This window comes from Microbispora sp. H10885, assembly GCF_014161415.1.
Taxonomy (GTDB): domain Bacteria; phylum Actinomycetota; class Actinomycetes; order Streptosporangiales; family Streptosporangiaceae; genus Microbispora; species Microbispora triticiradicis.
Window position 1 is genome coordinate 300,417 of the sequence record NZ_JABBWY010000002.1, and the last position, 12,108, is coordinate 312,524.

A 12,108-nucleotide genomic window follows, 5' to 3' on the forward strand; every position below is an offset into this window, starting at 1 on the left:
GAGGAAGCCGCCGTCCCGGCCACGCGAGCCCGGTCACGTTTCCATGGGTGCCGTCAAGCATGTGGTGGGACAGAACCGCCAATCATCTCGTGGGACCAGACAAGTCCATAGATAAATTCCTATATACGTCTCAACGGGATGAGAAGGGGGATACGTCCCCTTACGGGAGGCGGTGGACATGGAGTTGCGCGCCCAGCTGCAAGATTGCGTCGGCGAGCTCGATGGCCTCGAACGCAGCCTGGAACGGTCACTGGGCGTCATGCGTGGCAAGCTGGAGGCTGCGATCAACGTGCAGCGCCGGTACGAGGCGGACGCCGCCCATGAGCTGCGCACTCCGGTGGCCGGGCTGCGGGCCCAGCTTGAGGAGGCCCAGCTCAACCGTGCGGAGATCGATCTGGACAGCTTGCTCGAACGCGCCCTGAGCGATGTGAACCGGCTGCAGGCGATAATCGAGGACCTCCATCTGCTCTGCGAGCTCCAGGAGGCCGCGCGACTGGTCGAGCCGGTGCCCGTGGACCTGGCGGAGGTCGTCCGGGCGCAGGTGCCCCGGTGCGCCGGCAGGCACGAGGTCAAGGTGAAGGCGGAGCCCGGGCTGGTCGTCTCCTCGGTGCCCGCGAGGCTCGGCCGCCTGCTCGCGGAACTGCTCGACAACGCCCAGCGTCACGCGCGCTTCCTGGTGCGGGTGGAGATTCGGCGCGCCGGAGACCTGGGCGAACTGGTGGTCAGCGACGACGGGCCGGGAATCCCCGCGCACGAGCGCGAGCGCGTCTTCGGCCGCTTCACGCGGCTCGACGACGCCCGGTGCCGCGACCGCGGCGGCACCGGCCTCGGCTTGGCGATCGTCCGGAACATCGCCGAGATGTACGGCGGCAGCGTACACGCCGAGGAGGCGGCCGGCGGCGGCGCCGCACTGGTCGTACGCCTGCCGCTCGCCCACCCCTCGGCCCCAGGCTGAGCAGTTCGCCAGACGACAACGACAGCGCTGCACGAGATCTTCGCCGCGACAGGGCCCGCGGCTGGACGATCTTCTTCCAGCCCGTCGGGACGACAAGGCCGCATATCTCGGACCCCCGCGGAAGATCATCACTATATAGCCTTGAATGTCCCAAAAAGTGAGTATTAGTCAAGGGATGTATTGACTCGGGGTTGATTAGAACTGAAACACATGGTTCCAGAGTGACTGTCTGTTCTTAGTCGTGACGTGGTGCTACGGTATGTGCCTGTTCACCGCCCTGCTGTGAAACGGCACCGCATGGCCGTCCCGCCTTACAGGGAGAACAGCAGGTTCGACGCGGCCTTGTCATGCTCTGCCGCCACCCCGAGGACGCCGATGTCAGTAGATGCACCCCACCGGGCGCGGAGAAGGTTTTCACCAAAGGAACTGGTGGTCCTCGCCTTTCTCGGCACCGTGATCATTACGGCCTGCGCGTGGTTGTGGGCGATGTCCATCGCCCCTTATGAGGCCAGAGAGCTTATGGCGCTCGTCGGCGGGGTCTCGGCCGTACTCCTGTCCGGCGCCGTCGCGGCCGCCGTCCACTACGCCGGCACCGGTCGCCGGCTGCGTGAGCGGGCCGAGTGGGCCGGCGCGCGGTTCGCCTGGCTGGAGCGGGAGACGCTGCGGACGGCCGAGGAGTCGCTGCCCTCGCTGGGACGTCAGGTGCGGGACGGCGCCTCGGTCGCCGAAGCGCTCTCCCGGATACCGCAGCCCCCGGACGGCCCGCTGCGGCACCTGCTCGAAGCGGCCGGGCACGAGCTCGAACTGCTCGGACGCGAGCGCGCCGCCGCCCAGGTGTCCCGCGACGCGACCGAGAGCGAGATCTCCCGGCTGATCGACGACACGCTGCCGGAGCTGTTCCGGCGGATCCAGACGGACCGGATGTCGGTGAGCGCCGCACTGGCCGAGATACGCCAGCCGGGGCTGGACCCGCTACGCGACCTGCTGCGCGAGACGGCGCGGCAGCTCTCCGAGAGCGAGCGCAGGGGCACCGCCGTGATGGCGGCGTGCGCCGGGGCCGCGGCCCGGGTGCAGGCACAGGCCACCAGCCTGCTCGCCCGGCTGCGTGAACTGGAGGAGCAGTACGGCGAGCATGAGGAGGTGTTCGCCGACCTGCTGGACCTGGACCACCGCGTCTCCCAGATGAGCCGGCTGGCGGACAACATCGCGCTGCTGAGCGGCGGCCGTTCCGGGCGGCGATGGACCCGGCCGATCGTCATGGAGAGCGTCCTGCGCGGCGCGATGGGCCGCATCAGCGCCTACCGGCGCATCCGGCTGCACTCCACCAGCACCGTCGCCGTCGCGGGGTACGCGGCCGAGGGCGTGATGCACGCGCTGGCCGAGCTGATGGACAACGCCGCCACGTTCTCGGCGCACGGCACCGAGGTCCACGTGTACGTGGACGAGGAGGACGCCGGCGTCGTGATCACGATCGAGGACAGTGGCCTGGGGATGCGCCCGCGCGAGCGGCAGCACGCCACCAGGCTCGTGTCCGAGCCGCTCGACCTGCGGACGCTGTCCGGTACCCGGCTGGGCCTGGCGGTCGTGGGACGCCTGGTCGACAAGTACGGCCTGACGGTCAGCTTCCGGTCGTCCGCCCGCGGTGGCATGGGGGTCGTGATGCTGATCCCGCGCCTGCTGATCACGCAGCCCCTGTCGGCCACCGTGCCGCCCGACGCCGAGGCGTCGGTCCGCCACCCCGTGCGGGCCGCCGTACAGGCCGCCGTGCAGGCACCGGCCGTACCCGCGCAGGAGGGGCCGGCCGACGCGTCCGAAGACCTGCTGCCCAGGCGGCGCCGGGGGCAGACGCTGGCCGAGGCGACCAGGGCGCGGCAGGCGTCGCCGGCCAAGCCCGCGCGCGAGGGTCCCGACTCGGCTGCGAGGTTCGCCGCGTTCCGCCAGGCCGGCGGCCGTGGGCGTACTTCCCCTTCAGCCCCTCCCCCGGCCCCGGGCGACTCTTGACACGCGTCCGCCGACCACCGGACGTCTTTGGATTCACAGATGAGGAGGCAGGGGGCGTCCCTCCCGCGCCGAAGGGGCACCCCGTCGTTTCTATGAGCACAACCGACGCTTCGCACACCACCGACAGTGACTTCGACTGGCTACTGGAGAACCTCAAGAAGAAGACCCCGGGGATCAGGCATGTGCTGGTGCTGACCAGGGACGGCCTGAAGATGAGCTTCACCGCCGGCCTCGGCCGGGACGGGGCCGACCAGCTCTCCGCCCTGGCCGCCGGGATCCAGAGCCTCTCGCTGAGCGCCTCCGCCGAGTTCGGGGACGGCATCGGAGCGGGGCAGGCGATGGTGGAGTTCGCCGGCGGACTGCTGCTCATCGTGCCGGCCGGGGACGGCGCCCACCTGGCCGTGGTGGCCGAGGAGGACGGCGAGGTGGGGCTCATCGCGCACAACATGAACGAACTGGTGGAGCAGATCGGGGTGTACCTCACCGCGGCACCGCGGCAAGCGGAGAACAGCGACGACCGCGGATGACACGGCGAGCCATCGACCAAGAAGACCCTGACCGGCTCTACACGGTCACCGGTGGGCGTACCAGCGCCGATGAGAAGACCTTCGACTCCGTCTCCCTCATCGTCAGCGAGTGCGCCCCGACCCCCGGTATGCAGTCCGAGCACATCAAGATCCTGCGGATGGCCCAGCGGCCGACGGCGGTGGTGGAGATCTCGGCGGAGCTGCGGCTGCCGGTCAGCGTGGTGAAGATCCTGCTGTGCGACCTGCTGGACACCGGTCGCATCACCGTCCGTCATCCGTCGATCGCCGCACAGGCCGGACGACCGGATCCCGAAATCCTCAGGCAGGTGCTCGTTGCACTCCACAACCTCTGACCAGATGGCGGCCACCACGCGAACGCCGCTGCGCACGACCGCCGCGGACGCCCTGAAGATCGTGATCGTCGGCGGGTTCGGGGCGGGAAAGACGACCATGGTCGGCTCGGTGAGCGAGATCCGCCCGCTGAGCACCGAGGAGCTCATGACCCAGGCGAGCGTGGGCATCGACGACGCCAGCCGGGTACGGACCAAGTCGACCACCACGGTTGCCTTCGACTTCGGCCGGATCACGCTGAACGAGAGCAGGGTGCTCTACCTGTTCGGCGCGCCCGGTCAGCAGCGGTTCTGGTTCGTGTGGGACCAGTTGTTCGCCGGCAGCCTGGGCGCGGTCGTCCTGGTGGACGCCCGCCGCCTGGAGGATTCCTGGTACTCCATCGACCGGCTGGAGCACCACCGGACCCCGTTCGTCGTCGCGGTCAACCGCTTCACCGACGGGCCCACCCTGGATTCGGTGCGCGAGGCGCTGGCACTGTCGCCCGAGGTCCCGCTCATCGAATGCGACGCGAGAGAGCGGTCCTCGTCCAAGCACGTGCTGATCACGCTCATCGAGCACCTCACCCGCACCTACGACCAGTTGCCCGCCCGAGAGAGCATGCCGTGACGAACTCCCCTCCCCTGCCCGAACCCCCAGACCCGTACGCCGCCTCGCCCGCATCGCGGCATGCCGAGCGGAGACGGGAGCCGCTGGAGGGATACGCCGACCACGCCGATGCCGTACCACTGCACGCGTCACTGATCGGCGACGACCCGACCGCGCTGTTCCAGGAGATGCGCCGCGAGCACGGCCCCGTCGTCCCCGTTCTCCTCGACGGCATGCCCGTCTGGTACGTGATCGGTTATCGCGAGCTGCACCATGTCACCAGCCAGCCGCAGTTGTTCAGCCGCGACCCCAGGCGCTGGAACCTGCAGGACCTCCTCCCCCCTGACTGGCCGGCGCGCCCGTACGTGACGTGGCAACCGTCCGTGATGTACACGGAGGGGGCCGAGCACCAACGGCGGATCGGCGCCATCAGCGACGCGCTGGACAGCGTCGACCGCACCGAGCTCGCCCTGATCTGCGAGCAGATCGCCGACCACGCGATCGACGAGTTCTCCGGGGACGGCCAGACCGACCTGATCTCCCAGTACGCCGACCGGATTCCGGCTCAGGTCATCACCCGGCTGTTCGGGCTGGCGGAGACCGACCTGCCGGAGCTGGTCAAGGACGTCAACCACGTGCTGAGCGGGGGCGAGGAGGCCCTCCCGGCGGTCACCCGGATTCTGGACAAGCTGAGCCGGCTCATCGCCGACAAGCGCGCCCTGCCGGGCCACGACCTCACCTCGCACATGCTGGCACACCACGCGCGGCTCGCCGACGAGGAGATCGTCCAGGACCTGATCATGACGATGATCTCCTCCCATGACAACTGCTCCAACTGGATCGGCAGCACCCTGCGGCTGATGTTGATGGACGACCACTTCTCGATGAGCCTGCAGGGCGGCCGCAGCAGCGTCGGCGAGGCGCTGAACGATGTGCTGTGGAAGGACCCGCCCACGCCGAACATGCCCAATCGCTGGGCCGTGCAGGACTGCGAGCTGGCCGGGCGGCGCATCCGCCGTGGCGACATGCTGGTGCTCGGTGTCGCCGCGGCCAATGCCGATCCGCAGGTGCAACCGGCCGCGCATGCCGGCTCCGGCGCCAACCGGGCGCACCTGGCCTTTGGCCACGGTGAGTACGGTTGTCCCTTCCCCGCGCCCGAGCTCGGCGGGATCATCGCCAAGACGGCCGTGGAGGTCCTCCTCGACCGGCTGCCCGACGTCTACCTCACCGTGAAACCGGACGCGCTGCGATGGCGCCCTTCGCTGTGGGTTCGCAGCCTGGAGGCCCTGCCCGTACGGTTCAGCCCGGCCGTGCCGACCGGCCGGGGCCCGTGGGGTGAATAGGGTGCTCACATGGAATACGGACGACTTGGCACCACTGGTTTGAAGGTCAGCAGGCTCTGCCTCGGCATGATGAGCTACGGGGAGCCCTCCAAGTGGGGCGGCTGGGCCCTGGAGGAGGATCTCGCCGAGCCCATCGTCCGCAGGGCCGCCGAAGGCGGGGTGACGTTCTTCGACACCGCCGACATGTACTCGGCCGGCGTCAGCGAGGAGGTCACCGGGCGGCTGCTGCGCAAGATCTTCGCCGGGCGCGACGACTACGTGCTCGCCACCAAGGTCTACTTCCCGATGGGCGAGGGCCAGAACGACGGGGGCCTGTCCCGCAAGCACATCATGTCGGCCGTCGACGCCTCCCTCACCCGCCTGGGCACCGACCACGTCGACCTGTACCAGATCCACCGGTGGGACGACGAGACGCCGATCGAGGAGACGATGGAGGCCCTGCACGACGTCGTCAAGGCCGGGAAGGCCCGCTACATCGGCGCCTCCAGCATGCGGGCCTGGCAGTTCGCCAAGGCCCAGCACACCGCCGACAGGCGCGGCTGGACCCGGTTCGTCTCGATGCAGAACCACTACAACCTCCTGGACCGCGAGGAGGAGCGGGAGATGATCCCGCAGTGCCTCGACCAGGGCGTGGGACTCATCCCGTGGAGCCCGCTCGCCCGCGGCCTGCTCGCCCGCGCCGGCCAGACGGCCGACACCGCGCGGCAGACCGGCGACGGCGCCCGGCAGCGGCAGCTGTACGGCGGACCGGCCGTCGAGGAGATCCTGGACCGGGTGGCGCGGACCGCCGCCGACAGGGGCGTCTCGCCCGCCACCGTCGCCCTCGCGTGGCTGCTCGGCCGTCCGGGCGTGACCGCCCCCATCATCGGCGCGACCAAGGAGCACCACGTGGACGACGCGCTCGCCGCGGTGGACCTCACGCTGACCGAGGAGGAGATCGCCTTCCTGCAGGAGCCGTACCAGGCCAGGTCGCCGCAGTACTAGCGGGCCGCCCGCCGCGGAGCGGCATGCGGGTCACGACCGAAATGCGTTGCCGGGGCCGATGACGGGCGGCAGGCTGTACGGGTGCTGATCCGACGTGAGAACCCCGGCGACGCCGAGGCCGTGCGCGAGGTGGTCGCCGCCGCCTTCGCTCCGCACCAGGAGGCCCGCCACCCGGGCCGGCCGCACGTGCCGCCGGTCGAGGCGGTCCTGCTCGACGAGCTGCGTACGGACCCGGGCTGGCTGCCGGAGCTGTCGCTCGTCGCGCCGGCGCGGGACGGCGGGATCGCGGGTCACGTCCTCTGCACCAGGGCCCACGTGGGGACCGTGCCCGTGGTCGGCCTCGGCCCGCTGTCCGTGCATCCCGCCCACCAGCGGCGGGGAGTCGGATCGGCGCTGGTGCACGCCGTGCTCGGGGCGGCCGAGGCGCTCGGCGAGCCGCTGGTGGGGCTCCTCGGCGACCCCGCCTACTACAGGCGGTTCGGCTTCGAGCCCGCCTCGGCGCACGGCGTCGCGGCGCCGGACCCGTCCTGGGGCGAGTTCTTCCAGGTGCGCGTCTTCGGGCGGTCCGCGCCGCGCGGACCGTTCACGTACGCCGAGCCGTTCTCCCGCGTGTGACCGGCCTCTGACCATGCCCTCTGACCATGCGCCTGGCCCCGGTTCCTGTCGTACGGCTGCCGTACGCTGGCGGACATGGGACGGGCCAATGACGAGGCGGCCGCGGCGCTGCAGGAGTACGCCGAGCTTTTCGCGCTGAACGGCGGGGACGCGTTCCGGGTGCGCAGCTACCAGAAGGCGGCCAAGTCGATCGCGGGGTTCCCCGGAGACCTCGGCGAGACCGACGTCCGGTCGATCCCCGGGGTGGGCGAGGCCATCGCCAAGAAGGTCGAGGAGTTCCTCGCGCGGGGCAGCTTCCGGCAGCTCGACGACCTGCGCGCGCGGGTGCCCGAGGGGGTGCGCAGGCTGACCCGGATCCCCTCGCTCGGCCCGAAGAAGGCGCTGTTCCTGTTCCAGGAGCTGGGCATCGACTCCCCCGCCGCCCTGGCCGAGGCCATCCGGGCCGGCCGCCTCGGCGGCGTGCGCGGCTTCGGCGCCAGGACCGAGGAGAACCTGCTCAAGGGCATCGAGCACATGGAGCGGTCGGGCGACCGGGTCCACCTCGGGATCGCGACGGACCTCGCCGAGCGGGTCGTCGCCTCGCTGCCCGCCGAGAGGATCGCCGTCGCGGGGTCGCTGCGGCGGATGCGCGAGACGATCGGCGACATCGACGTCCTCGCCGTCGGCGATCCCGGCCTGATGGACCTGTTCGCCCGGCAGCCGTACGTCACCGAGGTCATCGCGAAGGGCGAGCGGAAGACCTCGGTGCGGACCGACCGCGGCCTGCAGGTCGATCTGCGGCTGATCCCGGCCGAGTCGTGGGGCGCCGCCATGGTCTACTTCACCGGCAGCAAGGAGCACAACGTCCGCATCCGGGAGATGGCGGTCAGGAAGGGCTGGAAGCTCTCGGAGTACGGCCTGTTCGACGGGGAGCGGCTGATCGCGTCGGAGACCGAGGAGGAGATCTACCAGGCGCTCGGCATGCGGTGGGTGCCTCCCACGCTGCGTGAGGACGGCGGGGAGGTGGAGGCCGCGCTGCGCGGCGAGCTGCCGCGTCTGGTGGAGCTGGGCGACCTGCGGGGCGACCTGCACACCCACACCGACCTCACCGACGGGATCGCCTCGCTGGAGGACATGGTCGCCGCCGCGGCCGCCCGGGGCTACTCCTACTACGCGGTGACCGACCACGCGCCCGACCTGGTCATGCAGCGGATGACGCTCGACAAGGCCCTCGCCCAGCGGGCGCGCATCGCCGACCTTCAGGCGAAATATCCGGACATGCGGTTGCTGCACGGCAGCGAGCTGAACATCGCCCCCGACGGCTCGGTGGACTGGCCGGCCGAGGTGCTGGCCGGGTTCGACGTCTGCGTGGCCTCGGTGCACTCGCACTTCACCCAGTCGCGGGAGGAGATGACCCGCCGTTACGTCACGGCCTGCGAGAACCCGCACGTCCACGTCATCGGTCACCCCACGACCCGGAAGATCGGCAAGCGGCCTCCGGTGGACGCCGACTGGGACGCCGTGTTCCGCGCCGCCGCCCGGACCGGCACGATCATGGAGATCGACTCCTACCCCGACCGGGCCGATCTGCCCTCCGATCTCGTGCGGCTCGCGCGCCACCACGGCGTGACGTTCTCCATCGACAGCGACTCCCACGCCATCCCGCATCTGGCCCACCAGAGGTACGGCGTGGGCATCGCCCAGCGGGCCTGGCTCACACCGGACGACGTCGTCAACACCTGGCCGCTCGACCGGCTGCTGGCCCGTCTCGGCGGCCGGTGACCACCCCTTCGCTCTCGGGTCCCACGATCTCCCGGCCTCCCCACAGCGCGTCGTCGGCGGGCGCCGACGGTTCACCTATGGTCATCGGGAGAAGACGGACGTACGGTGAGCCGAGCGATCACCTAGCGAAGAGGTGGCCGGTGGCCGTCAGCGCACGACTGGAGATCCATCAGATCAACGTGGGGCAGGGCGACTCCACCCTGATCGTCAACCGCGATCTCGGCAAGGTGGCCGACGCGATCCAGGCCACGTCGGGCCTCGTACTGCCTTCCGAGAAGATCGACTATGTTCCCTACGCGATCCAGCACGGCGTTTCCCTCGACGGCACCGTCGCCAAGGCTCTGCTCATCGACGGCGGCGACGACGAGTACGGCGGTGACGTGATCGACTACCTGCGCGCACACGGCGTCCTGGAGGGCCGGCGCACGGGTTACCTCGGAAATCTGACGGTCCTGGTCAGCCACCATCACGACGACCACATGGCCGGGCTGCGCAGCCTGTTCAAGCAGCAGGAGCCCGCGTCGTCCAAGGCGAAGGGCGGGAAGGCGCCCGGCCTGACGGCGAGGTACCAGCCCGGCGCGGTCTTCCATGCGGGTCATTTCGGTGTGCGGGCCCCCGCGTCCGCCCGCTACGACGCCTTTCTCAAGGACCTCGACCAGGCCCAGACGATCCGTACGAGGAACCACACCGTGGTCCACACGCTCACCACCGGAGGGCTGGAGAACGGCGTCCCCGCTGTGATCGATCTGGGGGCCGGTGCGGACGACATCCCCATCAGGGTCCGCGTGCTGGCCGCGGCGCAGGGCGTCTACGACCCGGCCACCAAGCAGGTCACCGAGATCCGTTCCGTCGGCTCGGCCGTGGACCAGAACGACCGGTCGGTCGTCGTCATGGTGGAGTACGGATCCTTCCGGTACTTCGCGGGCGGCGACATCGCGGGCAACGGCGGCCCTCAGGGAGGCAACATCGGCCAGAACGCGATGCAGAAGTCGGGCAAGCGGTACTACTCGGTTCACGCGGACGTGGAAAGCGTTCTCGGACCCGTCCTGGAGTCGGCGTTCCCCATGACCCAGACGTACACCGCCGGGGTCGCCAAGTACCCGTGGCCCGGCTACTGCACCGTCATGAAGGCCAACCACCACGGCAGCTCCTCCAGCATGGACGTTCACCTGCTCGCGACGTTGCGTCCGCTGATCGTGCTGATCAGCTCGGGAGTGAAGGCGCGCTTCCACCGTCACCCGACACCCGAGGTGATGCGCCGCCTGGCCGGCGCGTGGACCGACCGGAAGGGGAAGTCCGTGCCCAACTCGGTCGCGCAGGTGTACCTGACCGAGGTGGCGTCGCGGGTCCGCAGCAAGGCGTTCGCCACCCAGCTCGGCACCGCGCGGGTCCTGGGCGACATCGTCGTACGGCCTGTGGACGAGACCGTCACCGCGCTGCAGAAGGCCACCGCGTCCGGCGGGGAGCTGAAGGTCCAGGTGTACGGCACGGGTGTCAGCACCACGATCTACGACCGTCAGACGTCCCTGTGGCCGACCGAGACCGTCAAATCGCAGGACAGGTATCCGATCGGGCCCTGGATGCACACCGACACCCACTGACCGGGACGGAGGCGGGGCGTGGCGCTGGACGCGGAACTCATCGACGGCCGCTGGCACCTGCGGGGTGTCACCCCGACCAGCGGGCCGGTGCTCCTGGGGCGGTGGCACTTCCGCGTCGGAGACCACTGGGTCGGCTTCGACGACGACTTCAGCGAGCCGTTCGTCATGCGCGCCTTCTTCGACCCTCCCGCCGGCACGACCAGGCGGGAGGGGTACGGCCACGTGGGCTACATCCAGTTCATGCGCATGACCCACCACGGCAGGCCCATCCCGCCGCAGGTGTTCGGTGGGCGGCTGGCCGACCGCGAACCGTACGCGCGCGAGAAGGACAACTATCGGTTCGTGGACATCATGGGCCCGAAGGATCTGAAAGCGTCCGGCGTCAGCTCGCCGTTCTACGCGTTCAACGCCTGGCTGAGCGACCCGTCGCTGGGCAACGTCCCGGCCTCCTACGCGGTCCACCCGCTGCCGAACGGCTCGCTGTACGTGCCCGGGGCCCCCGACCCCCGCGCGTCCACCTGCGCCTCGATCGTGGCGCCGGTCACGCCCGGGCTGCTCACCAGAGGCCGCATCACGAAGGTCCTCGAAGGCCGCGATCCCGCCAGGGTCGTCGAGGTGGACAGGGCCGACGTCCGCGGGCGTGAGCCGTACCGGATCGCCCTGGACGAGCTCACGGGCGGGGGCGGGCCGCTCGCCGGGCTGGACGAGAGGGGCCTTTCGGCGCGCGCGATCGGCGAGTACGTGCTGCTCGCGCTCCCCGACGACGAGGATCTCGGCGAGACGCTGGTGGTGCGCGGGGAGCAGTGGCGGGGCACGGGGACCAGGGTCAGCGTCCACGTACTCAGCGCGTACGAGATGCGGGATCTTGAAGGCTGCCTCGGCAGGGCGGCCATGCGGCGGATCAGCGACCATCTGGCGTCCCACCAGTGGGACCCGATCCGTGCCGCGACGGGCCGCGGCACCAACGGCCTGCTCCGCGACTCCTTCGACGTCACCTCCGGCGACAGCGGGCCCTTCGACCCCGCGGACGTCGACGACGTCACCTTCGTGTACACCACGATCGTCTACGGCGTGCTCCCGCACCAGCAGACCCTCTCGCGACAGCACAGGGCGATCAGCGGCATCGTCTGGCGGGCGGGCTACCGCTGGGACGAGGACACGGGACGGCTGTCGCTCACGACCGTGGTCGCGCCGGAACCCGCGACGGTCGGCCAGAAAGACGTGCTGCTGTTCAACGTCCGCAACGCCTCGGCGAAGGCCACGGCCGCCGCCGTCGTGGATCCCTACGAGTTCACCACCGCGACGATGCGGCGGCAGCCGTTCGGCGGCGGCGACCCCGTCGCCTTCGTGACGCCGAACGGCGAGGCGATCACCCCCTGAGGAGC

General features: G+C 70.3%; 12 protein-coding genes. 11 read left to right on the forward strand and 1 reads right to left on the reverse strand.

All coding sequences use genetic code 11. The annotated features are described in order from the left end of the window. The first annotated feature begins 178 nt into the window (after positions 1–178). Positions 179–955: a sensor histidine kinase gene (locus HHX37_RS06375; RefSeq protein WP_182884808.1), complete on the forward strand. Its 777-nt coding sequence runs from the start codon at positions 179–181 to the stop codon at positions 953–955. 311 nt (positions 956–1,266) lie between these two features. Here the strand turns inward: HHX37_RS06375 and HHX37_RS36305 are convergent, their stop codons facing one another. Continuing rightward, positions 1,267–1,449, reverse strand: a complete 183-nt coding sequence (locus HHX37_RS36305) for a hypothetical protein (RefSeq protein WP_182880196.1) — start codon at positions 1,447–1,449, stop codon at positions 1,267–1,269. A gap of 25 nt (positions 1,450–1,474) precedes the next feature. Between HHX37_RS36305 and HHX37_RS06385 the strand changes: the two genes are divergently transcribed. The 10 genes from HHX37_RS06385 to HHX37_RS06430 all read left to right on the forward strand — a co-directional run bounded on the left by HHX37_RS06385 (position 1,475) and on the right by HHX37_RS06430 (position 12,103). After that, entirely contained in the window at positions 1,475–2,956 is a 1,482-nt protein-coding gene (locus HHX37_RS06385; RefSeq protein WP_182884809.1) for a sensor histidine kinase, read from the forward strand. 92 nt (positions 2,957–3,048) lie between these two features. Further along, positions 3,049–3,483 carry a roadblock/LC7 domain-containing protein gene (locus HHX37_RS06390; RefSeq protein ID WP_182884810.1) on the forward strand — a complete coding sequence of 145 codons (435 nt, stop codon included), beginning with the start codon at positions 3,049–3,051 and terminating at the stop codon, positions 3,481–3,483. Beyond that, a complete protein-coding gene (locus HHX37_RS06395) occupies positions 3,480–3,836 on the forward strand; it encodes a DUF742 domain-containing protein (RefSeq protein WP_117409594.1) in 357 nt (118 codons plus the stop codon). The genes HHX37_RS06390 and HHX37_RS06395 overlap by 4 nt, the downstream gene beginning before the upstream one ends. A 4-nt stretch (positions 3,837–3,840) precedes the next feature. Beyond that, positions 3,841–4,440 carry a GTP-binding protein gene (locus tag HHX37_RS06400; protein ID WP_220498882.1) on the forward strand — a complete coding sequence of 200 codons (600 nt, stop codon included), beginning with the start codon at positions 3,841–3,843 and terminating at the stop codon, positions 4,438–4,440. Then, positions 4,437–5,762, forward strand: a complete 1,326-nt coding sequence (locus HHX37_RS06405; RefSeq protein WP_310738006.1) for a cytochrome P450 — start codon at positions 4,437–4,439, stop codon at positions 5,760–5,762. Before HHX37_RS06400 ends, HHX37_RS06405 begins: the two co-directional genes overlap by 4 nt. Positions 5,763–5,771: 9 nt before the next feature. Then, positions 5,772–6,746 (forward strand): aldo/keto reductase, encoded by a 975-nt coding sequence (locus HHX37_RS06410; RefSeq protein ID WP_182884811.1) that lies wholly within the window; start codon positions 5,772–5,774, stop codon positions 6,744–6,746. A gap of 81 nt (positions 6,747–6,827) precedes the next feature. Further along, positions 6,828–7,361 carry a GNAT family N-acetyltransferase gene (locus tag HHX37_RS06415; RefSeq protein WP_182880192.1) on the forward strand — a complete coding sequence of 178 codons (534 nt, stop codon included), beginning with the start codon at positions 6,828–6,830 and terminating at the stop codon, positions 7,359–7,361. A 75-nt stretch (positions 7,362–7,436) separates the two neighbouring features. Then, entirely contained in the window at positions 7,437–9,122 is a 1,686-nt protein-coding gene (polX, locus tag HHX37_RS06420) for a DNA polymerase/3'-5' exonuclease PolX (RefSeq protein WP_182884812.1), read from the forward strand. 140 nt (positions 9,123–9,262) lie between these two features. Then, the gene (locus HHX37_RS06425; protein WP_182884813.1) at positions 9,263–10,723 is read left to right on the forward strand and encodes a ComEC/Rec2 family competence protein; all 1,461 of its coding nucleotides are present in this window, start codon (positions 9,263–9,265) and stop codon (positions 10,721–10,723) included. An 18-nt stretch (positions 10,724–10,741) separates the two neighbouring features. Continuing rightward, positions 10,742–12,103: a hypothetical protein gene (locus HHX37_RS06430; protein ID WP_182884814.1), complete on the forward strand. Its 1,362-nt coding sequence runs from the start codon at positions 10,742–10,744 to the stop codon at positions 12,101–12,103. Positions 12,104–12,108 lie beyond the last annotated feature (5 nt).